The sequence below is a fragment of the Streptomyces sp. NPDC090088 genome (genome assembly GCF_044747345.1).
Taxonomy (GTDB): domain Bacteria; phylum Actinomycetota; class Actinomycetes; order Streptomycetales; family Streptomycetaceae; genus Streptomyces.
Genome location: NZ_JBIVDZ010000001.1, coordinates 1478311 through 1501010, shown reverse-complemented (window position 1 = coordinate 1501010; position 22700 = coordinate 1478311). Strand labels below are relative to the sequence as shown.

General features: G+C 73.2%; 22 protein-coding genes and 1 riboswitch. Of the genes, 10 read left to right on the top strand and 12 right to left on the bottom strand.

Annotated elements, in window-relative coordinates:
- Positions 1-168: 168 nt before the first annotated feature.
- Positions 169-735 (bottom strand): SAV_6107 family HEPN domain-containing protein, encoded by a 567-nt coding sequence (locus tag ACIPSJ_RS06630; protein WP_401344073.1) that lies wholly within the window; start codon positions 733-735, stop codon positions 169-171.
- A gap of 180 nt (positions 736-915) precedes the next feature.
- Between ACIPSJ_RS06630 and ACIPSJ_RS06625 the strand changes: the two genes are divergently transcribed.
- From ACIPSJ_RS06625 to ACIPSJ_RS06605, 5 genes are all read left to right on the top strand, one after another.
- Positions 916-1758, top strand: coding sequence for an ATP-binding cassette domain-containing protein (locus ACIPSJ_RS06625; protein ID WP_401344071.1), 843 nt, complete (start codon positions 916-918; stop codon positions 1756-1758).
- On the top strand, positions 1730-3814 hold the full coding sequence (locus tag ACIPSJ_RS06620; protein ID WP_401344069.1) for a YhgE/Pip family protein: 2085 nt from the start codon (positions 1730-1732) through the stop codon (positions 3812-3814). The genes ACIPSJ_RS06625 and ACIPSJ_RS06620 overlap by 29 nt, the downstream gene beginning before the upstream one ends.
- 61 nt (positions 3815-3875) lie before the next feature.
- On the top strand, positions 3876-4502 hold the full coding sequence (locus tag ACIPSJ_RS06615; RefSeq protein WP_355707872.1) for a TetR/AcrR family transcriptional regulator: 627 nt from the start codon (positions 3876-3878) through the stop codon (positions 4500-4502).
- Positions 4503-4868: 366 nt separating this feature from the next.
- Positions 4869-5483, top strand: coding sequence for a DUF4126 domain-containing protein (locus ACIPSJ_RS06610; protein ID WP_401344065.1), 615 nt, complete (start codon positions 4869-4871; stop codon positions 5481-5483).
- Between the two features lie 47 nt (positions 5484-5530).
- On the top strand, positions 5531-7000 hold the full coding sequence (locus tag ACIPSJ_RS06605; RefSeq protein WP_401344062.1) for a phytoene desaturase family protein: 1470 nt from the start codon (positions 5531-5533) through the stop codon (positions 6998-7000).
- A 35-nt stretch (positions 7001-7035) separates the two neighbouring features.
- Here the strand turns inward: ACIPSJ_RS06605 and ACIPSJ_RS06600 are convergent, their stop codons facing one another.
- From ACIPSJ_RS06600 to ACIPSJ_RS06580, 5 genes are all read right to left on the bottom strand, one after another.
- Positions 7036-8040: a hypothetical protein gene (locus tag ACIPSJ_RS06600; RefSeq protein WP_401344059.1), complete on the bottom strand. Its 1005-nt coding sequence runs from the start codon at positions 8038-8040 to the stop codon at positions 7036-7038.
- A 56-nt stretch (positions 8041-8096) separates the two neighbouring features.
- Complete coding sequence (gene metF / locus ACIPSJ_RS06595; RefSeq protein ID WP_365680325.1) at positions 8097-9020, bottom strand: methylenetetrahydrofolate reductase [NAD(P)H]; 924 nt, start codon at positions 9018-9020, stop codon at positions 8097-8099.
- A gap of 127 nt (positions 9021-9147) precedes the next feature.
- Entirely contained in the window at positions 9148-9795 is a 648-nt protein-coding gene (gene thiE, locus ACIPSJ_RS06590; RefSeq protein WP_355707863.1) for a thiamine phosphate synthase, read from the bottom strand.
- 35 nt (positions 9796-9830) lie between these two features.
- Entirely contained in the window at positions 9831-10196 is a 366-nt protein-coding gene (locus ACIPSJ_RS06585; protein WP_359209578.1) for an Rv2175c family DNA-binding protein, read from the bottom strand.
- Positions 10197-10313: 117 nt separating this feature from the next.
- On the bottom strand, positions 10314-11552 hold the full coding sequence (locus ACIPSJ_RS06580) for an NAD(P)/FAD-dependent oxidoreductase (RefSeq protein WP_401344055.1): 1239 nt from the start codon (positions 11550-11552) through the stop codon (positions 10314-10316).
- 165 nt (positions 11553-11717) lie between these two features.
- A riboswitch (TPP riboswitch) is annotated at positions 11718-11829 on the top strand.
- Between ACIPSJ_RS06580 and thiO the strand changes: the two genes are divergently transcribed.
- The 3 genes from thiO to ACIPSJ_RS06565 all read left to right on the top strand — a co-directional run bounded on the left by thiO (position 11827) and on the right by ACIPSJ_RS06565 (position 13994).
- Positions 11827-12987 (top strand): glycine oxidase ThiO, encoded by a 1161-nt coding sequence (thiO, locus tag ACIPSJ_RS06575; protein ID WP_359209572.1) that lies wholly within the window; start codon positions 11827-11829, stop codon positions 12985-12987. (Overlaps the previous riboswitch by 3 nt.)
- Positions 12984-13196, top strand: a complete 213-nt coding sequence (thiS, locus tag ACIPSJ_RS06570) for a sulfur carrier protein ThiS (protein ID WP_355707857.1) — start codon at positions 12984-12986, stop codon at positions 13194-13196. Before thiO ends, thiS begins: the two co-directional genes overlap by 4 nt.
- Before the next feature lie 3 nt (positions 13197-13199).
- Positions 13200-13994: a thiazole synthase gene (locus tag ACIPSJ_RS06565; protein WP_359209568.1), complete on the top strand. Its 795-nt coding sequence runs from the start codon at positions 13200-13202 to the stop codon at positions 13992-13994.
- A gap of 134 nt (positions 13995-14128) precedes the next feature.
- Here ACIPSJ_RS06565 and ACIPSJ_RS06560 read toward each other — a convergent pair whose 3' ends face one another.
- The gene (locus tag ACIPSJ_RS06560) at positions 14129-14590 is read right to left on the bottom strand and encodes a MarR family transcriptional regulator (protein WP_401344050.1); all 462 of its coding nucleotides are present in this window, start codon (positions 14588-14590) and stop codon (positions 14129-14131) included.
- Positions 14587-15069, bottom strand: coding sequence for a MarR family winged helix-turn-helix transcriptional regulator (locus ACIPSJ_RS06555; protein WP_401344047.1), 483 nt, complete (start codon positions 15067-15069; stop codon positions 14587-14589). The genes ACIPSJ_RS06560 and ACIPSJ_RS06555 overlap by 4 nt, the downstream gene beginning before the upstream one ends.
- 133 nt (positions 15070-15202) lie before the next feature.
- Between ACIPSJ_RS06555 and pknB the strand changes: the two genes are divergently transcribed.
- Together pknB and ACIPSJ_RS06545 are read left to right on the top strand one after the other, a co-directional pair.
- Positions 15203-17125, top strand: a complete 1923-nt coding sequence (pknB, locus tag ACIPSJ_RS06550) for a Stk1 family PASTA domain-containing Ser/Thr kinase (protein WP_401344044.1) — start codon at positions 15203-15205, stop codon at positions 17123-17125.
- Positions 17126-17159: 34 nt separating this feature from the next.
- The gene (locus ACIPSJ_RS06545; RefSeq protein WP_401344041.1) at positions 17160-18038 is read left to right on the top strand and encodes a deoxyribonuclease IV; all 879 of its coding nucleotides are present in this window, start codon (positions 17160-17162) and stop codon (positions 18036-18038) included.
- Here the strand turns inward: ACIPSJ_RS06545 and ACIPSJ_RS06540 are convergent, their stop codons facing one another.
- The 4 genes from ACIPSJ_RS06540 to ACIPSJ_RS06525 are packed head-to-tail and all read right to left on the bottom strand — an operon-like array spanning position 18039 to position 22601.
- On the bottom strand, positions 18039-18530 hold the full coding sequence (locus ACIPSJ_RS06540; protein WP_401344038.1) for a Pycsar system effector family protein: 492 nt from the start codon (positions 18528-18530) through the stop codon (positions 18039-18041). It lies immediately after the preceding gene.
- Positions 18527-19606 (bottom strand): hypothetical protein, encoded by a 1080-nt coding sequence (locus ACIPSJ_RS06535; RefSeq protein WP_359209560.1) that lies wholly within the window; start codon positions 19604-19606, stop codon positions 18527-18529. Before ACIPSJ_RS06535 ends, ACIPSJ_RS06540 begins: the two co-directional genes overlap by 4 nt.
- Positions 19603-21810 carry a hypothetical protein gene (locus ACIPSJ_RS06530; RefSeq protein WP_401344035.1) on the bottom strand — a complete coding sequence of 736 codons (2208 nt, stop codon included), beginning with the start codon at positions 21808-21810 and terminating at the stop codon, positions 19603-19605. The genes ACIPSJ_RS06535 and ACIPSJ_RS06530 overlap by 4 nt, the downstream gene beginning before the upstream one ends.
- Complete coding sequence (locus ACIPSJ_RS06525) at positions 21807-22601, bottom strand: hypothetical protein (protein ID WP_401344032.1); 795 nt, start codon at positions 22599-22601, stop codon at positions 21807-21809. The genes ACIPSJ_RS06530 and ACIPSJ_RS06525 overlap by 4 nt, the downstream gene beginning before the upstream one ends.
- Between the last annotated feature and the right edge of the window lie 99 nt (positions 22602-22700).

Here is a 22700-nt window from a genome sequence, read left to right as displayed (position 1 = left end):
TCGCCCGTCCGGGATCTCCCCTCCCGGTCCCCGCACATCCGGGATCCCCCTTCCCGGCCCCCGCCGCACGTCCAGGACTCCCCTCCCCGGCCCCCGCAGGTCCCGGGATCCCTCTTCCCGGCCCCCGCAGGTCCAGGACCTCTCTCCCCGGTCATCCCGTCTCCCCGGTCATCCCGCGTCGGGCAGCCCTCTCCCCGGGTCGCCGTCCGGCTGCCGGTCGGCGTCCTGGCGGCGTGGCTGCGGCAGGACCGGCTGGAGGACGAGCATCCGCTCGACGATGCGCAGGAACATCGCGACGTCGCGTATCAGGTCGTCGGCGTCGCGGCGGGTGGCCGCGCCCTGGATGCCCGCCACGGCGCGGGCCCGGCGGCCGGCGCCGGAGGCGAACAGGGCGCTCCACTCGGTCAGCTCGGGTGTGACCTCGGGGAGCACCTCCCAGGCGCTGCGGATCCGCGCCCGGCGCCGGGGCGAGGTCTCGGGGCGGGCACGGGCGGCGAGCACGGCGGCCGCGGTGCGCAGGGCGGCCAGGTGGGCGGTCGCATAGCGCTCGTTCGGAGTGTCCAGCAGCTCGGCCTCGTCGAGGGCGGCACGGGCCTGGGTGAGCAGGTCGAGGGCGGCGGGCGGGGCCGTGACCCGGCGGAGCACGGGGTGCACATCGCTCGCCGGGCCGGTCAGTGAGGGGGCAGGGCCGGTGGCGCGGCGCCGGTGGGCGGCGGCCGCTGACGAGTTGGCCATGACGAACCTCCTGTCGTCTGGGTGACGGCTCCCTCACACGGGGTGCCGTATGTGCCCATCGTGCGGTATGCCACTGACAATCCGTTCTGACCTGGGCTTTTGCTTCGATCGGGAGTTCGGGCTAGTTTTTGCACTGACTAGTCAGTTCAAAAACGGGGCGGACGTGGAAGAGGGGGACCAGTGCACGGCGTACCTGTCACGGCCGAGGGCCTCGGGCTCAGGGGCCCGCGGGGCTGGGCGTTCCGGGGGATCTCCCTGGACGCAGGGCCCGGCGCGCTGATCGCGGTGGAGGGGCCGTCCGGCTCCGGCCGCACCTGTCTGCTGCTCGCGCTCACCGGCCGGATGAAGGCCACCGAGGGCACCGCGAGCGTCGGCACCGCCCGGCTGCCCAAGCAGCCGGCGGCCGTGCGCCGGATCAGCGCGGTGGCCAACGTCGCCGGGGTCACCGACCTCGAACCCGCCCTGACCGTCGGCGAGCATCTGCGTGAACGGGCCCTGCTGCAGCGCCGGTTCGGCGACTCCGTGCGGGATCTGGTGCGGCCGCGGGTCCAGCGGAAGGCGCGGGCACAGCACCGGATCGACGACGCCCTGGCCGCCGCCGGGCTCGACCCGGAGTCGCTGCCGAAGGGCGCCCGGACCGCCGTACGGGATCTGGAGCGGATCAAGGCACTGCGGCTGTCCGTGGCGCTGGCCATGGTCGGAAAGCCCCGGCTGCTGGCCGTGGACGACGCGGACCTGAAGCTGTCGGAGGCCGAACGGGCCGAGGTACGGGCGCTGTTGGCGTCGATCGCCGCGTCCGGGACGACGGTGGTGGCGGTGTGCGGGGAGGCGATGGCGGGGGCCGTCGTCGTACACACCGGCAGCACCGAGGCACCCGACGCATCGGAGGCACCCGAGGCATCGGAGACAGCCGAGGGATCGGAGACAGCCGAAGCACCGGAGGTAACCGAGACACCCGAAGCACCCGAAGCACCGCAGAAGAAGGAGGCCCGCGATGCGTTCGTCGCGACTGGCCGCGCTTGAGCTCAGGCGCTTCGGACGGGGGAAGCTGCCGCGGGCGGCCCTGGTGGCCCTGCTGGTGCTGCCGCTGCTGTACGGAGCGCTGTACCTGTGGTCGTTCTGGGATCCGTACGGCCGGCTGGACCGCATCCCGGTGGCGCTCGTCAACGACGACCAGGGGGCGACCGCGAGCGGCCGGAGGATCAGCGCCGGCGCCGACATCGTCACCGGGCTGCGCGACAGCGACACCTTCGACTGGCACGAGGTGAGCGCCGCCGAGGCCCGGCGGGGCGTCGAGAACGGCACCTACTACCTGTCGCTGACCATGCCCGCCGACTTCAGTGAGCGCATCGCCTCCAGCGCGGGCGACTCCCCGGAGACCGGCGCCCTCCAGGTGCGTACGAACGACGCGAACAACTACATCGTCGGGCAGATCTCCCGGACGGTCTTCAACGAGGTGCGGTCGGCCGCGTCCACCAAGGCGTCCCGGTCCTTCCTGGACCGGATCTTCATCTCGTTCTCCGGCATCCACGGGCAGACCGTGAAGGCCGCCGAGGGTGCCGACACCCTCACCGGTGGCATCGGGAAGGCCGAGAAGGGGTCGAAGGACCTCGCGGACGGGCTGAAGGACGCCAAGACCGGCAGCGCGAAGCTCGCCAAGGGCGTCAAGAAGCTGGACGCGGGCGCCGGGACGCTCGCGGACGGTTCGCGGCAGGTCGCGGACGGCACCCAGGAACTCGCGGACAAGGTCGACGCCGTCTACGGCGAGGTCGGCCCGTATCTGGCGAAGAACGAGAAGACCATCGGCGACACGGCGCGGCTGGTCGCCGACTCGGCGCGGACCGTCCGCGACAACCTGGGCGTGCTGGTGAAGACCGCCCCGGCGGCGGCGAAGACCGCCCGCACCGCGGCCGACACGCTGGACGAGGTCTACCGCGCGCGCTGCTCGGCGGACCTGCTGGCCGACCCGGTCTGCCCCGATCTGAAGAAGGCCAGGGACGCGGCCGACGACGTGGCGGCCGTCGCCGACGACCTCGACACGCTGATCGCCGACCAGAACGGCGACCTGAAGACGCTCGACGGCAACCTCGCCACCCTCCAGCAGCAGGCCCAGGCCCTCGCCGACCGCGCCCCGCACCTCTCCGAGGACGTCGCCGACGCCGTCAAGAAGATCGACAGGCTGAACGACGGCGCGGCCCGGGTCGCCGCGGGCGCCGAGAAGCTGCACACCGGCCTCGGTACGGCCGCCACCGGCGCGACCGGCCTCGACACGGGCGTCGGGAAGCTCAGGACCGGCGCCTACGACCTCAGCGGCGGGATGTACAAGCTCGTCGACGGCTCGGGCCGGCTGGCGGGCGGTCTGCACGACGGCGCCGACAAGATCCCCGACTACGGCACGAAGGACCGCGAGCAGCGCACCGGGGTCATGGCCGACCCGGTCCAGCTGGCCTCCCAGGACTTGCACAAGGCGCCCAACTACGGCACCGGGTTCGCCCCGTACTTCATCCCGCTGTCCCTGTGGGTCGGCGCGATGGTGGCCTACATGCTGATCCAGCCGCTCAACCGGCGCGCCCTGGCGGCCGGTTCCGCGGCCTGGCGGATCGCGCTGGCGGGCTGGCTGCCGGTGGTCGCGGTCGGGGTGCTGCAGACGGCGGCCCTGATGGCCGTACTGCACTGGGCGATCGGGCTGCAGATGGCCCGCGCGGCCGGCACGGTCGGGTTCCTGTTCCTGGTGACGGCGTGCTTCGCGGCGCTCGTGCAGTGGCTGAACGCGCGCTTCGGGGCGGCGGGGCGGATCCTCGTCCTCGCCCTGCTGATGCTCCAGCTGACCTCGGCGGGCGGCACCTATCCCGTGCAGACCAGTCCGGGCTTCTTCAACGCGATCCACCCGTTCCTGCCGATGAGCTACGTCGTGTCGGCGCTCAGGAGGCTGATCACGGGCGGCGGCCTGGGCCCGGTGTGGCAGGCCTGCGCGGTCATGACGGCGTTCACGGCGGGCGCCCTGGCGCTCACCGCGCTGTCGGCCCGGCGCCGCCAGGTGTGGACGCTGGACCGGCTGCATCCTGAACTGAGCCTGTGAGGCCCGCATGACCTCCCCTTCCGTGCCCGCGCGGGCCACGGTTCCTGTGAGAATCAGGACCATGGAAAGCAGCAGCACCACGGGCGGCAGCACGCGCCGAGAGGCCACCCGGCAGAAGCTCTACGAGGCGGCCGTCACCCTCATCGCCGAGCAGGGGTTCTCCGCCACCACGGTGGACGAGATCGCCGAACGGGCCGGGGTCGCGAAGGGCACGGTCTACTACAACTTCGCGAGCAAGTCGGTCCTCTTCGAGGAGCTGCTGCGGCACGGCGTGGGCCTCCTCACCGCCTCCCTGCGGGAGGCCGCCGAGCGGACCGCGCGGGAGGGCGGCAGCCGGGTCGACGCCCTGGACGCGATGGTCCGCGCGGGCCTCGTCTTCATCGACCGCTACCCGGCCTTCACCCAGCTCTACGTGGCCGAGCTGTGGCGCACCAACCGGGCCTGGCAGTCCACGCTCATGGTGGTCCGGCAGCAGGCCGTCGCGGTCGTCGAGGGCGTGCTGCGCGAGGGCGTGGAGAACGGCGAGTTCAGCGACGAGATCGACGTCCAGCTGACGGCGGCCGCGCTGGTGGGGATGGTGCTGGTGGCGGCCCTGGACTGGAAGTCCTTCCAGCCGGAGCGCTCCCTGGACGACGTCCACGCGGCCCTGTCGCGGCTGCTGCAGGGACGGGTGAGCGGGAAGGGCTGAGCACCGGATGTGCGAAGGCGCCGGTCCTCCGGTGGCCGCGTCCCCCGCGGGCCACCGGAGGACCGGCGCCTTCCGTGCTCCCCCGTACTCCCCCGGTTTCCGGTCGTTCCCCCGGGTCCCCTCTCCCCCGTGTCTCGCTTCCGCCGACGTGCATCGGCGGAAGGAGCGGTCGAGGGCGCCTCGGCCGTTCCGCCGCCCCGTGTCGGCGGTGCCGGGCCGCGCGCCCCTTCCCGTGTCTCCACTCTCTCGTTCACGCAGGTCGCGGCCCATCCGCGCGCGTACTCAACTCGTCCCCTAGGTACACGTACTCAGGTCTGCGCACGCACGCCCAGCACGCGCGGCCGCCGACTGGTTACGATCGCGTCCGTGTCGGTACTCCCCTTGGTCTTCACCAGCGGCTGGGCCAGCGGAATCAACGCCTACGCGGTGGTGCTGCTGCTCGGCTTCTTCGGCGCCACCGGTCTGAGCGACGACGTCCCCGAGACGCTGCAGCGCCCCGAGGTGCTGATCGTCGCGGGCGTGCTGTTCCTGTGCGAGGCGGTCGCGGACAAGATCCCGTACGTCGACTCGGTGTGGGACTCCGTGCACACCGTGGTCCGCCCGCTCGCGGGCGCCTGGGTCGGCGCGCTGCTCGCCGGGCAGAGCGGCTCGCTCAACGACGTGGTGGCCGGGCTGGTCGGCGGTTCGACGGCGCTGGCCAGCCACAGCGTCAAGGCCGGGACCCGGATGGCGGTCAACACCTCCCCGGAGCCGTTCAGCAACATCGTGCTGAGCTTCGCGGAGGATCTCGGGGTCGCCGGGATCGTGTCGTTCGCCATGTTCCATCCGCTGGCGGCGGCGATCATCGCGGCGGTGCTGCTGGCCGGCGGACTGGTCGTGCTGGTGTTCCTGGTCTCCCGGATCCGGCGGTTCTGGCGCCGCCGCGCCCAGCGCCGGGAGGAACGGCGGCTGGCCGCGCACCCGGGTGGGCCACCGGGCTGACGGCCCGCCGGACGGGCCTGTCGGTGGCGGTCGATAAAGTCGCGGGCATGGGACGGATTGCGGTGATCGGCGCCGGGCTGGGCGCCATGGCGGCGGCCGCCCGGCTGGCCGTCGCGGGCCACCGGGTGACGGTGTACGAGCGTACGGAGACGTACGGCGGTGCGCTGCGCCGCTTCGAGCGCGACGGGTTCGCCTTCGACACCGGCCCGGGGCTGCTGCCGCTGCCCGCCGTGTACCGCGACCTGTTCGTCAAGACCGGCAAGGAGCCGCTGGAGGACCGCGTCGAGCTGGTCCAGGTCGACCCGTCGGCCCGGCATGTCTTCGCGGACGGCACCGAGGTCTCCTTGCCGAACGCGTCCCGCGCGGGCGTCGTCACCGCCCTGGACGAGGCCCTCGGGTCGGGCGCCGGGCAGCGCTGGGGCGACTTCCTGGTGCGGGCCCGCGAGGCCTGGGACCGCACCCGGCGGCCCCTCCTGGAGGAGCCGCTGTGGCCGAACTGGCAGGTGCTGGCCGAGCGCGAGCCGTACCCGTCCGTCCCGCACAAGAAGCTGCTGCGCACCCGCCGGGCCGGCACGCTCGCCGAGGTCGGCGCCTGGGAGCTGCGCGACGAGCGCCTCGCCGCGCTCCTGGAGAGCCATGCGCTCGCCTACGGCCTCGACCCGCGCACCGCACCGGCGAGCGCGGCCGTGCTGCCGTATCTGGAGCACGCCTTCGGCACCTGGTACGTGCGCGGCGGCCTACGGGAGTTGGCGCGCGCGGTGTACGAGCGGTGTGTGAAGCGGCGGGTCGCGTTCGTGTTCGGCGCCGAGGTCACCGGGGTCGTGGAGAAGGACGGCCGGGCGGCGGGCGTGGAGCTGGCCGGCGGTGCGGTGGCCGACGCGGACTTCGTGGTGGCGGGCGTGGCGCCGGACGCGCTGGGCCGTCCCGCGGTGGAGGGCGGGCCGGCGCCCCGGCGGGGGCTGCCGAGCCGGCTGACGGTGCTGCTGGCGCTGCGCGGCGGGCGGCCCGAGGGGACCGCGCACCGGACCGTGGTGCACGCCCCGGACCGGTCCGCGGAGCTGGACGCCCTGTTCGGCTCCGGCCCGGCCGCGCCGGGGACCGTCACCGTCCTGCGGCCCGACGACCCCGCCCTGACCCCCGACAACGACCACGAAGCCGTCGCACTGGTCTCGACGGTGCCCGCCGGAACCGCCGACGGTCCCGTCCGCACCGAGCAGATGATCACCGCCGCCGAGCGGGCCGTCCCCGGACTGCGGGACCGGATCCTCTGGCAGGAGGTGCGCACCCCGGCGGACATCGCCGAGGAGACCGGCGCGGCAGGCGGCGCGGTACCGCCCCCGGCGCTCGCGGCGGCGGCCGGAGACCTGCTGTACCCGTCCAACGCCACCGGCCTGCCGGGCCTGTTCACCGCCGGAGGCTGGTCCCACCCGGGCGGCGGGCTGCCGCACGCGGGCATGTCGGGGGCGCTGGTGGCCGGACTGATCGTGGAGGGACCGGAGTTCCGCGGCTCGCAGTGAGCCGGCGGGCCAGGCGCAAGAGCTTCGCGGAAGCTTCAGAAACGGTACTGCTCGTCGTACCCGTTGCCCTGGTGGCCCTGACCCTGACCCTGCTGCTGCCCGTCGCCCTGGTAGGGGTACGGCTGCTCCTGCGGGAGTTCGCCGCCGTAGGTCTCGTCGGCGCGCTGCTGCGGGACCCAGACGCCGTCGGCCGGGGTCTCGTAGCCGCCGGTGCCGTACTGCCCCTGGGCGTAGCCCTGCTGGTCGTACTGCTGGGTGCCGTACGACTGGTCGTACCCGGTGGAGCCGTAGGTCTGGTTGCCGATGTACGGGTCGGAGTAGTTGGCGTACTGCTGCTGGCCGTTCGCGTCGTAGCCGTACTGCTGCTGGCCGTAGCCGGAGTAGTCGTAGGCGTAGTTCTGGTCGGTGCCCTGGGTGGCGTACGACGGGTCCTGGCCGGCGGCGGCGTAGGCGGCCTGCTGGTCGCCGGTGGCCGCGTAGCCGGAGCCGTCGCGGTAGACGCCGTAGGAGCCGGTGTCGTCGGGCATCGGCTGCGGCTCGTACACCGTCGTGGACTCGGCGGCGGTGGGCTGCTCGCCGGGCCGGGCGGCGTTCGGGGTGAAGACGTCGTCGCGGTCGTAGTCGTCGTCACCGCCGTAGACGGGGGTACTGCCCGTGGAGTACGCGGCCTGCTGGCCGGCGTAGGCGGCGTCGGCCGCGTCCGGGTCGGCGGCCTCCAGGCCCGGGTCCTCGTCCGGCTCGCCGCGACGGCGCTTGATCAGGCCGCCTTCGTCACCCTCCGTACCCGGACGCTTGACCGCCCAGCCGGCCTCGAAGCCGCGGCGGAAGGAGAGCGTGACGTAGGTCTGGCCGACCGCGAAGGCGATCGCGCCCACGCCGATGACGATCACGGACGGGATCAGGACACCGAAGACGACCCCGAGGAAGCCGCCGAAGGCGAGCAGCCGCCAGCGCAGACGCGCCTTGTACTGCAGCAGTACCTCGCCGAGCAACCACAGCGCGACGATGCCGAACGCTACGTAGAGGACCGTCCAGCCCATGTACGCCCCTCTCCCAGTGACCGCTACGCAGTGTGTCGTACTCCGGTGCGGCCGGTCTAGGCCCGCGGGGGATGGTGCAGGCCCAGGTTTTCGTAGATTTCCAGCGTCGCCGTGGAGTTGTTGAGCGTGATGAAGTGCAGTCCGGGCACTCCCTCGGCCAGCAGCCGCGCGCAGAACTCCGTGGCGAATTCGATGCCAATGGAGCGTACCGCCGCCGGATCGTCTTTCGCTGTGAGGATCCGCTCTTTCAGGACGTCCGGGAAGACCGCGTTGCTGAGTTTGGGCAGCCGTTCCAGCATCTTCACACTGGTGACCGGAAGAATTTCCGGAATCACCGGCGTCTCGCAGCCGGCCGCCGCGACCGAGTCGCGAAGGCGAAGGTACGACTCGGGCTGGAAGAACATCTGCGTGATGGCGTAGTCGGCGCCCGCGCGGCACTTGTCGACGAAGTGCCGTACATCGGTGTCCCAGTCGCCGGAGCGCGGGTGCATCTCCGGGAAGGCGGCGACGCCCACGCAGAAGTCGCCCGACTCCTTGATCAGCCGGACGAGTTCGGCCGCGTAGGTCAGGCCCTGCGGATGCGCCACCCAGTCGCCCATCGGGTCGCCGGGCGGGTCGCCGCGCACCGCGAGCATGTTGCGGATCCCGGCGTCCGCGTACTGGCCGATGATGTTGCGCAGCTCGGCCAGCGAGTGGTCGACCGCGGTGAGGTGGGCGACCGGGGTGAGGGTGGTGTCGGCGACGATCTGCTCGGTCTCCTTGACCGTGCCCGCGCGGGTGGAACCGCCGGCGCCGTAGGTCACGGAGACGAAGTCGGGGGCGACCGCCTCGACCCGCCGGAGCGCGCTCCACAGGTTCCGCTCACCCTTGGGGGTCTTCGGCGCCGAGAACTCGAAGGAGTACGTGGTCTTGCCGGAGGCGAGCATGTCACGCACGGTGCGTGCGCGGTCAGTCCTGGTGGATGCGGTTCCTAGGGCCATACTCGCAGGTTAGCCAGGGGCGGACGGCGACCCAACCGCGCTCGGGAAATTCGCCCGGTTTGTCGGCCTCCTGTCCGGATACTGGACATGTTTCCGGACAGCCGGTACGGACGGTGCGGACGGTGCGTCACGCCGACCGCAGCCGCTTCGCGAACTCGGCCGCCGCCGCGCCCGGGTCGTCGGCGTCGGTGAGCGCGCGGACGACGACCGCCCGGCGGGCGCCCGCCTCCAGGACCTGGTCGAGGTTGCCCAGGTCGATGCCGCCGATGGCGAACCAGGGGCGGTCGGTGCCCAGAGCGGCGGTGTACCGCACCAGGTCGAGGCCGGGGGCGTGGCGGCCGGGCTTGGTGGGGGTGGGCCAGCAGGGGCCGGTGCAGAAGTAGTCCACCCCGTCCTGGACGGCGGCCGCGGCGGCCTCGGACCCGGCGTGCGTCGAGCGGCCGATCAGGACGTCCGGGCCGAGGATCGCGCGGGCGGCGGGTACCGGCAGGTCGCCCTGGCCGAGGTGGAGCACGTCGGCGCCGGCCGCGTGGGCCACGTCCGCGCGGTCGTTGACCGCGAGCAGCTTGCCGTGCCGGGCACAGGCGTCGGCGAACACGGCGAGGTGCTCCAGCTCCTCGCCCGCCTCCATGCCCTTGTCGCGCAGCTGCACGATGTCGACACCGCCCGCCAGGACCGCGTCCAGGAACTCCGCGAGGTCGCCCTGCTCCTTTCGGGCGCCCGTGCAAAGGTAGAGACGGGCGTCGGCCAGCTGGGCGCGGGCGGTGTCGGTCATCGTCTTGGTCCCCCGTTGAGTCGGTACTGGCTGCCTCAGACGGCGAGCGCCTGGGCGCGGCGCTTCACCTCCGTACCGCGATTCTCACTCAGCGCCTGCGCGGGGGTGCCGGGCAGGGACTCGTCGGGGGTGAAGAGCCATTCCAGCATCTCTTCGTCACTGAAGCCGTCGTCCCGCAGGAGCGTCAGGGTCCCGGACAGGCCCTTGACGACCTTGTCGCCGTCGATGAAGGCGGCGGGGACGTGCAGCGCGCGGTTCTCGCCACGCCGTACGGCGATGAGCTGGCCCTCCTTGACCAGCTGCCGCACGCGCGTCACCTCGACGTCGAGCATCTCTGCGATGTCGGGGAGGTTGAGCCATGCGGGGACGAGAGCATCGATGTTTGCGTCAATCTCGGTCACGAGGTCAAGGGTAGGCGTTGTCGTGGTTCGGGCGCGATGGGTGGGTGTTCGGGTGCGGCGGGGTGGGGGCTGGTGGCGCCCACGCGGCGGAGCCGCATATGCCACAGCCCCGCACCCCTAACGGGGCGCCGCAGTCGCGTTCTTCAAGGGGCGGGCCGGATCCGCGAGGGCGTCCGCGTCCATTTCCTGCCCCGCCTCGATCAGTCGTCGTCCCTGTGCCAGATCACGCGGGCGACCGACCGCCAGGAGGGCTACCAGGCGGCCCTCGCGCAGCCAGCACACGCTCCAGGACGGGCCGGACGGGTCGCCGCGCCACACCATGCGGTCGGCCGCCGCGTGGTGGCCCGCGTACTGGACGAAGCGGCCGAACTGCTCCGACCAGAAGTACGGCACCGGATCGTAGACGGCGTCGGTCTCGCCGAGGATGTTGGCGGCGACGGTGCGCGGGCCCTGGAGGGCGTTGTCCCAGTGGTGGATCAGCAGGCGCTCGCCGTAACGGCCGGACGGGAAGGAGGCGCAGTCGCCGACCGCGTAGACGTCCGGGACGCTGGTGCGCAGCCGGTCGTCGGCGAGCACCTCGCCATGGGGGCCGAGCTCGATGCCGGAGCCGGTCAGCCAAGCGGTGGCGGGGCGGGCGCCGATGCCGACCACGACGGCGCCCGCGGGCACCTGCGAGCCGTCGTCGAGCACCACCGCGCCGGGCTCGACCCGGGCCACGCGCGCGTGGGTGCGCAGGTCGGCGCCGCTGCCGGCGTACCAGGCGGCCATCGGCACGGCCACCTCGGCGGGCAGCGCCCCGGCGAGCGGACGGTCGGCGGCCTCCACGACGGTGACCGCGCAGCCGGCCTCGCGGGCCGCGGTGGCGAACTCGGCGCCGATCCAGCCCGCGCCGACGACCACGACGTCGTGCTGCCGGACGAGCACGGGCCGCAGCCGTTCGGCGTCGTCGAGGGTGCGCAGCAGATGGACGCCGGGCACGCCCTCGGTGCCGGGCAGCGTGATCGGCTCGGCACCGGTGGCGAGGACCAGGACGTCGTACGGCACCGGTCCGGTCTCGGTGTCCAGCTCGCGGTCGGCGGGGCGCACGCCCAGCGCCTCGCGGCCGAGCGCCAGCTCGATGTCGAGGGCCTCGAAGTCGACCTCGAAGGCGGAGTTCTCGGCCTTGCCGAGCAGCACGGCCTTGGAGAGCGGCGGCCGGTCGTACGGCTGGTGCGGTTCGGCGCCGATCAGCGTGACGGGGCCGGTGAACCCCTGTTCGCGCAGGGCCACGGCGGTCTGCACCCCGGCCATGCCCGCGCCGACGACGACCACGCGTCGCGTCTGTGACGTGCCCTGCTGCTGCGTCTGCTCGCTCACCTGATCACCATAGACGCGAACGATAGACAACTGACAGACAGTCAGTCAGGGGGCGTGCTGGGTGACCTCTTCCACAGGACCTTGCAGAGGACCTTGCCCAGGACCTTCCGCGGCACCGGCCCAGGCCGTCTTACCCGGGCGGAGCCCCGCGGGCTAGGGTGGCGGGCAAGCACACGCGGGAGCCCGGACGCACCGGGCTGAGAGGGAGGCTGGCGGCCTCCGACCGTACGAACCTGATCCGGGTCATGCCGGCGAAGGGAGGGGCTGGACGCCCATGTCCTCACATACGTCCGACGTCCTCGTCATCGGGGGCGGAGTCATCGGCCTGGTCACGGCCTGGCGGGCGGCTCAGCGCGGGCTGGCCACCGCCGTGGTCGATCCCGATCCCGGCGGCGGGGCCGCGCAGGTGGCGGCCGGGATGCTGGCCGCGGTCACCGAACTGCACTACGGCGAGCAGACCCTGCTGGGGCTCAACCTGGCCTCCGCCCGCCGCTATCCCGACTTCGCCGCCGAGCTGACCGAGCTCACCGGCCACGACCTCGGCTACCGGCGCTGCGGCACCCTCGCGGTCGCCCTGGACGCCGACGACCGGGCCCATCTGCGGGAGCTGCACACCCTCCAGCGGCAGTCGGGCCTGGAGTCGGAGTGGCTGTCGGGGCGGGAGTGCCGGCGCCTGGAGCCGATGCTCGCGCCGGGCGTGCGCGGCGGGCTGCGGGTCGACGGCGACCACCAGATCGATCCGCGCCGGCTGGCGGCCGCCCTGGTGACCGCGTGCGAGCGGGCCGGGGTGGTGTTCCACCGGGACTGGGCGGAGCGCCTGGAGGTGCTACGGGAGCGCGCCACCGGCGTCCTCACCCGCGCGGGTGACACCTGCGGCGCGCGGCAGGTGGTGCTCGCCGGCGGGAGCCTGAGCGGCCGGCTCGCGGGCGTGCCCGACGACGTGCTGCCGCCGGTGCGGCCGGTGAAGGGGCAGGTGCTGCGGCTGACCGTGCCGAAGCGGTACGCGCCGTTCCTCAGCCGGACCGTACGGGCCGTGGTGCGCGGCAGCCAGGTCTACCTGGTGCCGCGGGAGAACGGCGAGCTGGTGGTCGGGGCGACCAGCGAGGAGCTGGGCTGGGACACGACGGTCACCGCCGGGGGCGTGTACGAGCTGCTGCGCGACGCCCACGAACTGGTCCCCGGGATCACCGAGCTGCCGCTCACCGAGACCCGGGCCGGGCTGCGCCCCGGCTCCCCCGACAACGCGCCGCTGCTCGGGCCGACCCGCCTCGACGGCCTGCTGCTGGCCACCGGGCACTACCGCAACGGGGTGCTGCTCACGCCGGTCACGGGAGACGTGATGGCGGAGCTGCTGGCCTGCGGGGAGCTGCCCGAGGAGGCCCGTCCGTTCACGCCGAGGCGATTCGGCACCGTACTCGTGGAGCAGACCGCATGAACCTCTCCGTCACCATCTCCGTCAACGGCGAGCGCCGGGAGATCGCCCCGGGCACCGCGCTCGACACGCTCGTACGGTCCCTCACGCCCGCGCCCTCCGGGGTGGCAGCGGCGGTCAACGAGACCGTCGTACCGCGCGGCGAGTGGCCGGGCACGGCGCTCGCCGAGGGCGACCGCGTGGAAGTCCTCACCGCCGTGCAGGGGGGCTGAGCCGTGGCCGACGATCCGTTCGTGCTCGGGGGTACGGCCTTCTCCTCCCGGCTGATCATGGGGACCGGGGGCGCGCCGAGCCTGGAGGTGCTGGAGCGGGCGCTGGTCGCGTCCGGGACCGAGCTGACCACGGTCGCGATGCGACGGGTGGACCCGGGGGTACGGGGTTCCGTGCTGTCGGTCCTCGAACGGCTGGGGATCCGGGTGCTGCCGAACACCGCCGGCTGTTTCACGGCGGGGGAGGCGGTGCTGACGGCCCGGCTGGCGCGGGAGGCGCTGGGGACCTCGCTGGTCAAGCTGGAGGTCATCGCCGACGAGCGCACCCTGCTGCCGGATCCGGTCGAGCTGCTGGACGCGGCGGAGACGCTGGTCGACGACGGGTTCACGGTGCTGCCGTACACCAACGACGACCCCGTGCTGGCCAGGAAGCTGGAGGACGTCGGGTGCGCGGCGGTGATGCCGCTGGGGTCGCCGATCGGGTCGGGGCTCGGGATCCGCAACCCGCACAACTTCCAGCTGATCGTCGAGCACGCGCGCGTGCCGGTGATTCTGGACGCGGGGGCCGGTACGGCGTCGGACGTGGCGCTGGCGATGGAGCTGGGGTGTGCGGGGGTGATGCTGGCGTCGGCGGTGACGCGGGCGCAGGATCCCGAACGGATGGCTCACGCCATGCGGGCCGGGGTGGAGGCGGGGCGGTTGGCCCGGCTGGCGGGGCGGATCCCCCGTCGGTACCTCGCCGAGGCGTCGTCTCCTGCGGAGGGCCTGGCCGTGCTGGACCCCGAGCGCCCCGCCTTCTGACCGCCGGTCCGGTCCCGACTTCCTCTCCCATCCCACCCACGCACCGCCCGAGACGGTTCGCCGAAGAGGTGAGCTCTCCCGCGGGGGTCGAGCGCCGTCTGCGGCCTCGGGTCGCGGGCGGTGTGGGGGGCGTCTCAGGCGTCGGCCAGTTCCGTGTTGGCGCGCTGGGTGATCAGGGTCAGTACGCGGCCGGCGACGGCGAGGTCCTCGGGCGGGATGCCGGCGTACAGGCGGGCGGCTATCGCGCCGCTCTCGGCGGCGACGCGCTCGTGCAGGTCCCGTCCGGTGTCGGTGGGGCGCAGCCGGGACGGGTCGGCAGGGTCCGCTTCCAGCAGCTTCGCGGCCAGCAGTTCCTCGATCACGCCGTGCACGAACGAGTCGTCGGTCTTCAGCGCGCCGGTGACCTCGCCGACGAGTTCGTCGCGGCCGACGGGCTCGGCGGCGATCGCGACGAGCCGGAGCGTCACGTTCTGGTGGAACGTGACGCCGTGGCGGTCGAGCACGCGCTCCAGGAGGGCGCGCGGGGCGTGGTGGGCCAGGCCGATGATCCGGGCGTTGACGGCGGGTGCGGTGGTGGTGGCGGTGACCGTGGTCATGACTGCTCCTTCTCGTTCTCGGTGTACGGATCAAGAGGTGCGTCGAGCAGGATCGCGAGCTCGCGGGTGAACTCGCGGGCGCGGGGACCGCGCTGTCCCCCGAGGGGCGCCAGCAGCTGGTCCAGCAGGCCCTGGACCACCCCGATCGCCCGACGGGTGATGTCGCGGCCCTGGTCGGTGAGTGTCAGCCGGATGGCGCGCGGGTCGACCGGGTCGCGGGTGCGGGCGACGAGCCCGGCGGTCTCCAGGGCGCGGGCGAGCTTGGAGACGTAGAGCGGTTCGAGGCCGGTGTGGTCGGCGAGCTCGCGCTGGCTGGGCCGCAGTCCGGTGCGTCCCATGCCGTACAGCGACGCCATCACCGCGTACTGGGCGTGGGTCAGGCCCAGCGGTGCGACCGCCCGGTCGACGGCCACCCGCCACTTCGTCGACAGGCGCCAGACCAGGTATCCCGCCGTCGCGTTCTCAGCTGCTTCGCTCACGAGAAATACAGTACATGGATACTATGTACATGGCTACTACTTTCTGGTGTCGAGCGTCACAGCTCCGCTGCAGTCCGGGGAGTGAGCGGTCTTACCTGTGGGACTGTCGGTCCGGGCTCGTACACTCGCCTGCGTGGATATGACCCTTCAGGACCCTCTCGTCGGGCAGGTGCTCGACGGCCGTTATCGCGTCGACGCGCGGATCGCCGTCGGCGGGATGGCCACGGTGTACCGGGCCCTGGACGTCCGGCTGGACCGTGTGCTCGCCCTGAAGGTGATGCACCCGGCCCTCGCCGTGGACGGGTCCTTCGTCGAGCGGTTCATCCGGGAGGCCAAGTCCGTCGCCCGGCTGGCCCACCCGAACGTGGTCCAGGTCTTCGACCAGGGGACCGACGGGACGTACGTCTACCTCGCGATGGAGTACATCGCCGGGTGCACCCTGCGTGACGTGGTGCGCGAGCGCGGTGCGCTGCAGCCGCGGGCCGCGCTGGACATCCTGGAGCCGGTGCTGGCCGCGCTGGGCGCCGCGCACCGCGCCGGGTTCGTGCACCGGGACATGAAGCCCGAGAACGTGCTGATAGGGGACGACGGGCGGGTCAAGGTCGCCGACTTCGGTCTGGTGCGCTCCGTGGACAGCGTCACCAGCACCACGGGGGCCGTCCTCGGGACCGTGTCGTATCTCGCGCCAGAGCAGGTCGAGAACGGGGCCGCCGATCCGCGCGTCGACGTGTACGCGTGCGGTGTCGTGCTCTACGAGATGCTCACCGGGCAGAAGCCGCACGACAGCGACTCGCCCGCGGTGATCCTCTACAAACACCTCCACGAGGACGTGCCGCCGCCGTCCGCCGCCGTGCCGGGGCTCGCCTACGAGCTGGACGAACTGGTCGCCCTCGGCACCGCCCGCAACCCCGAGGTCCGGCCCTACGACGCCGTCGCGCTGCTGGCCCGGGTGCGGGAGGCCCGGGCCGCGCTCCGCGACGAGCAGCTGGACGCCGTACCGCCGCAGGCGCTCGCGGCGACGGGGCACGAGACGGCCGAAAACCGGACGAGCGTTCTTCCGCGGTCGCTGACGGTGCCCCGGCCGCTGCCCGTCAACGAGGCGGACGAGGGTGTCCTGCGGACCAGCCGGTTCGAGGCGGCCCCGGTCCCGGAGCGGCGGCGCCGGTCCGGCTCCCGGCGGGGGCTCATCACCCTGCTGGCGGCGCTGCTCGTGGTCCTCGGCGTCGGCACCGGGGTCTGGTACATCAACTCCGGGCAGTTCACCAAGGTCCCGCCGCTGCTGGCGAAGACGGAGGCCCAGGCCACGGCACGGCTGAAGGAGGCCGGGCTCGACGTCAAGACGGTCGAGCACGCCTACAGCGACACGGTGAAGCGGGGCACGGTGATCAGCACCGACCCGGCGGCCGGCCGGCGCATCCGCAGCAACGACTCGGTGACGCTCACGATCTCGGACGGCCCCGAGACCGTGAACGTGCCGGATGTGCAGGGGCGGACGCTGGCCAGGGCCAGGGCGCTGCTCAAGGCCGACGGGCTCGCACCGGGCATGGTGACCCGGGAGTTCAGCGACAGCGTGCCCAAGGGCTCGGTGATCAGCACCGACCCGGGCATCGGGACGAAGCGGCACACCGGCAGCGCGATCGCGCTCGTCGTCAGCAAGGGCTCGCCGGTCGACGTCCCGGACGTCACCGGTGAGGACCTGGACGACGCCCGGCAGGAGCTCCAGGAGGCCGGGCTGAAGGTGACGGTCTCCGCCACCGAGGTCAACTCCGAGTACGACCAGGGGCAGGTCGCCCAGCAGACCCCGGCGGGCGACGGCCGGGCCGCCGAGGGCGACACGGTGACGCTGACGCTCTCCAAGGGCCCCGAGATGGTCGAGGTGCCCGACGTGGTCGGGGCCACGGTCGACGACGCGACCAAACTGCTGGAGCAGTCGGGCTTCCAGGTCAAGGAGGACCGCGGGCTGCTCGGGCTGTTCGGCAACACGGTGAAGCAGCAGTCGGTGGACGCCGGGGAACAGGCGCCCAAGGGGTCGACGATCACGATCACCATCCGGTGACCGGGGCCCGGCCCCGGCGTGACACCCTTGACGGGTGAAGAGTCAGCGCACCGGTCCCCTCCGCAACCCCGTCGGCGGGCATGTCCCCGTGGCCGGCGGCCTGCACTCCGTGGGGCTGTCGTACGCCCGTGAGCTGCGGGCCGAGACCGTGCAGGTCTTCGTCGCCAACCCGCGCGGCTGGGCCACCCCGGCGGGCAACCCGAAGCAGGACGAGGACTTCCGCGCGGCCTGCGCGCAGGGGTCGATCCCGGCGTATGTGCACGCGCCCTACCTGATCAACTTCGGCTCGCACACCGAGGCGACCGTGGAGAAGTCGGTGGAGTCGCTGCGGCACTCGCTGCGGCGCGGGCGGGAGATCGGGGCGCTGGGTGTGGTCGTGCACACCGGGAGCGCGACCGGCGGCCGGGCCCGGGAGGTCGCCCTGAAGCAGGTGCGGGCGCACCTGCTGCCGCTGCTGGACGAGCTGACCCATGACGACGACCCGTTCCTGCTCCTGGAGTCCACCGCCGGTCAGGGCTTCTCGCTCTGCTCCCGGACCTGGGACTTCGGGCCGTACTTCGAGGCGCTGGACGCCCATCCGAAGCTGGGCGTCTGCCTGGACACCTGCCACATCTTCGCCGCCGGGCACGACCTGACCGGGCCGAGCGGGATGCACCAGACGCTGGACCTGCTGGTGGACACCGTCGGCGAGGGGCGGCTGAAGCTGATCCACGCCAACGACTCCAAGGACGTCGTCGGCGCGCACAAGGACCGGCACGAGAACATCGGCGCCGGGCACATCGGCGAGGATCCGTTCCGCGCGCTGATGACCCACCCGGCGACCGCGGGCGTACCGCTGATCATCGAGACGCCCGGCGGCAAGGAGGGGCACGCGGCCGACGTCGAGCGGCTCAAGCGGCTGCGGGAGAGCTGATCAGCCGGCCGCCAGCGGCACCGCAGCCAGCAGCAGCCCCGCCGCCAGCAGCGCCATCGACCGGCGCAGCCAGCGGTACTTGGCCGACAGGATCACGCTGACGTCCTGGAACTGGGTCAGCAGCCAGCCCACCGGATCCGCCCCGGCCTCCGCGGCGGCGCGGCGCAGCGTCTCCGGGTCGCCGGCGGTGAGGGCGTCGGCGTAGAAGGTCGGGCCGGGTGCCAAGCGGACCGTGCGGGTGCGGGGCACGATCACCGCGAGCAGCAGCAGGGTGCCGGCCGCCCACAGCGCCCCGCCGACCACGAGGAAGGCCAGGGCGACGCCGGAGGCGCCGGACGGCGCCCCTCGGCCGAGGGCCAGCGCCGGCACCGCGACCGCCCCCGAGAGCAGGACCGACGCCTTGACGTCCGCCCTGCCCAGGTCCTCCCGCACGGTCAGCAGCAGCCGTTCGGCCACGTAGTGCGCGGCGGCGTCCGGGTCGCCTGCGGTCATCGGCGTGCCTCGGGGCTGGAGTCGTCCTCCACCCCCGTCCCCTCTCCGGGGATGGCGTCCGCCGGCGGGGCCGGCGGAATGGGCGGGGGCGCGTCGGCCGGGAGCAGCGGGGGCGCGGGCGGCATCGGCGGTATCGGCAGCGAGGTCGGGGCCTGCGGCAGGCCGTTGGGAAAGACCCCGGTGGAGACCGTACGGCTGAAGTCGATGAGGGCCTGGACCTGGTCGTCGATCTGGTGGCGCTGCACCACGCCCTGGTTGATCAGGTTGGTCAGGTAGTCCAGGGCGCCCTGGCGCTGTTCGCGGGCCTGCTGCTGGAGCACACCGAGGATCTCGTGGGCGCGGCTCGGGTCGGCGGCCAGCATGTGGGCGTACTGGGCGGTCTCGCCCGCGCCGATCAGCTTCTGCGCGTCGTCGAGGTTGGCGGCGATCCGCACCTTGTTGGCGGTGTCGATGGCCTCCTGGACCATGCTGCCCTTCTCCACCGCGACCATCTGGGCCTGGTGGTCGGCGGCCGCCTGGCCGAGGTCGATGCGGACGAACACCTGGGTGGCCAGGCCCAGTTCGGCGCCGAAGTCGCCCCACCGGCCGCTGGCCAGCTCGTCCTGGATGGCCTCGTCGACCTGCTGGGCCGAGTCCAGGCTGTAGCGGCGGCTGAGCCCGCGCAGCCGGGCCTCCAGCGAGGGCCGCAGCATCCGTTCCACGTCGACCACCCGCTTCTCGGCGGCCTGGTAGAAGTCCTGCACCTCCCAGTTGACGTCGGCACCGGCCCGGAACTGGGCCCGGTCGCCGTGGGTGGGCAGCTCCAGCTGGAAGGAGACCTGGTGCTGGCCGCGGGCGATCCAGCACACCGAGGTGGGCTTGCCCATCAGCGGCTTGTTGACGTGCTCGGCGCCGCGCACGGTGATGATGCTGTGCCCGCCGTTCTTGTAGTAGAGCACCGAGGCCACCTGGCTGTTGCGGTGCCGGTACGCCGCCTGCGGGGCGAACTCGCGGACGAAGGGGCCTCTGAGGTCGTGCGGAAGGACGAACTCCTGGTCCTGGGGCGGCCACGGCTGCCCCCACTGGTTGTTGCTCATCGTGTACTCGCTCCCTGGACCGCCCCCCACAGGCGGCGGACCTGCTGTTCGTTCAGTGGTTGGTCGGGGTCTTCGGTCAGTTCCTTGATCAGGCCCAGCAGTCGGTTGCGGTCGTCGTGGCTGTGGACGAGGAACGGCAGGAACCGCTCCAGCGCGCCGGCCCAGGGCTGGTCGGCCGAGCCGCGCAGCCAGTCGGTCAGGGTCTCGACCGCCGCCTCGTACGACCGCGGGGTCTGCAGCGCCGTCCACAGGAGGCCGGCGAGTTCCGGGGCGAGGGCGGGCCGGACGGCGGCCAGGGCCAGCATCAGCGGCCAGTCGCCGTAGCCCTCTAGGTCCTCGTGCTGGTTCCAGAGGTCGGTGACGGGGACGGCGGCGAGATAGACGGTGCTCTGCAGGCCGAGGTCCTGCTGGGGCCGGCGTTCGTCGGAGAGCCAGGCGCGGATCCGGCGCAGGGTCTGGGCCTCGGGGTGGGCGCCGGCGAAGTGGGCGACCTGGACGGAGGCGTCGGCCCGCAGCCTGCCCTCGTCCCAGACGCCGATCCCGCCGAGCAGGTCGAGGGACTCGCGGACGGTGTCGGTGGCCCGGCCCCGGCCGAGCACCGCGCCCGCGGTCCAGCGGCGCTGCTCGTCGCCGTGCCGGGCCCAGGAGGTGACCAGGGCGCGGACGGCGGTGCCGACCTCCGGGGAGCGCAGGGCCACGTCGAGGACGGTCGCGGCGAACAGCCGGCGGCGCGCCTGCTCGGCCTGGGCCATGGGCTGGACCAGTTCGTGCACGGTGTGGGAGAGGTCGAGCCGGCACAGCTGTCCGGCGGCGACGGCGGCCCGCACCCAGACCTGGGGCCGGGTGTCCTCGCTCAGTCCGGCGAGCCAGCGCAGTACGGGCCCGCGCGCGTTGTGCCGGTGCTGCCAGAGGTGGCCGAGGACGGCCGGGGCGAGGGCCTCGCCGCCGAACCGCACGGTGCGCACCGGCACCTCCTCGCTGCCGACGACCTCCTCGGTGCCGAGTTCGGCGACCGCGCGGGCGGAGACCAGCCGGGCGTCGACGCCGTCGCTGAAGAGCGGGCGGCCGGGGGTGGCCTCCGGGTCGACGGTGACGGCCAGTTCCCAGGCGAGCACCTCGGCGGCCTCGGCGACGGAGCTCAGCGAGGCCCCTTCCAGGACGGCGACGGCGATCCGGTAGGCGGCGTCCCGCAGCCGCTCCGGGGTCTCGGAGCGGACCCCGCCGGCGAACCACTCGGCGGCCTGGTTCTCGGCGAACTCACGGCATTTGTCGAGGAGTCCGTCGTGGGTGAGCTCGTCCCGGGTGTGCTGGGCCAGCAGTGTCGCGAAGAGGGCCGCCTCGGCCGGCCGCAGTTCGTCCAGGCCCCGTGCCTCCAGGACGTCGGGGTCCAGGGCGGTGGCCCGGGCCCGCTCGTACAGCTCGGGGGCCTGGTCCTCCAGTTCGACGGCGAGATGGCCTTCGAGTACGGAGGTCTGGGCGGCCGGGGTGTGGGCGCGGTAGTAGCGGCCGCCGCGGGAGAGCACGTCACCGGGTTCCGGGGTGGCGAGCAGGACCGCGAACGCCTCCTTGGTGCGCAGCAGTTCGCAGAGCCGGTCGAGGCCGGTCTCGTCCGGTAACCCGGTGGCGCTGGGTTCCAGGGCGTAGCCGTGGCCGTCGTCGATCTGCTGGTCGTCCAGGTCGTCCAGGTCGGTGCGCGGGTCGAGGCGGGAGACCTGGCCGCGGGTCAGGTCGTCGAGGAGGGACAGGGCGGTGTAGGCGCGGCCGGTGCCGGGCTGGCCGTACAGGACCAGGAGGCGTCCGCCGCTCAGTTGCTCGCGGTAGTCGTCGTAGTCCGCGGGCTCCTGGAAGACCCGGCGCAGTCTGCGCAGTTCGTCGGCCGGGAGCGGGCCGGCGAGCAGGCGTTCGGTCGTCTGCCGGCCGAAGAAGTTCATCGTGCCGACGGATCCGGAGCTGATCAGGGTGCCGGTGCCGTGCTGGCTGACGGTGGAGCGGTAGATCCGGGAGGCGGCGGCCGCCGCTCCGGGGAGCGCCTCCTCGCCGAGCGGGTCGGCGGCGGAACCGCCGATGAGGTCGGACTTCTCCGGTTCGGGCGCGCCGCCGGACTCGGCGCCCTGCGGTTTGTCCGGCTCGGCCTTCTGCTGGGGCTGGGGCTGGGGCTGCGGTTTCGGGTTGCCCTGGGGCGGCGGGGGGTTCTGCGCGTTCACCGGTCACCCCCGCGGGACTTGATGTTGATGGTGCCGATGTGCTGGGCGGCGATGAGGTCGCCGCTGCCGTTCTGGGTGTTGTTCTGGACGTAGGTGTCCCTGGGCCCCTGGGGCGCCGGTGGCCCGGGCGGGGTGCCGCCGCCGGGTCCGCCGGAGCCGCCCGGCCCGGACGGGCCGTCCCCTCCGTCCGGGTCCGACTCCTCGGGCAGTTCGGGGGGCTGGGGCAGGCCCGGGACCATGAACCAGGCGGTCCTGCGGCCTTCCTTGAGCTCCACGTCGTGCCGGCGGTAGTGCCGGGGTTCCACCCAGCGGCCGCCGGGGCGGACGACGTCCTCGTAGAGCTGGTCGGAGGCGGCCACCACCAGGGGCGCGTCGGTCGCGGCCTTGAGGAGCGCCTTGGCGATGTCGCAGTCGCCCAGCCGGCAGGCGAGGTCGACGGCGCGTCCGGAGCGGCCGTGCGCGTCGGCCGTGACCGGGCCGATGTGCAGTCCGGCGCGCAGGCGCAGCGGGGTGCGCAGGCTTCGGTTGGTCTCGCGGAGGTTCTGGTGGAGGTACTCCAGCCACTCCCCCATCACCCGCCGGGGCGGCACGTCCGGCGCCAGCACGCTGAGGATGCCGTCGCCGCGGTCCTCCTGGTAGAGCCGTGGCGGGCGGATGCCGGCCTGTTGGAAGGCGGTGCCCGTGACCTCGTAGAGTCTGCGCCGCATCTCGGGTTTCTCGGTGTCGGACAGCAGGCCCGAGCCCATCGCGTCCACGTTGACGATGAAGCCGTACGCGGCTTCCCCCTCCATCGCTTTCTCCTCCCTGCCGTCCCGCCGGGCCACCGGCGCCTGAGGTGCGATGCTCGCGGAGCCGGCCGGTCGCCGCTGTAGCCGTTTACACAGCACGGG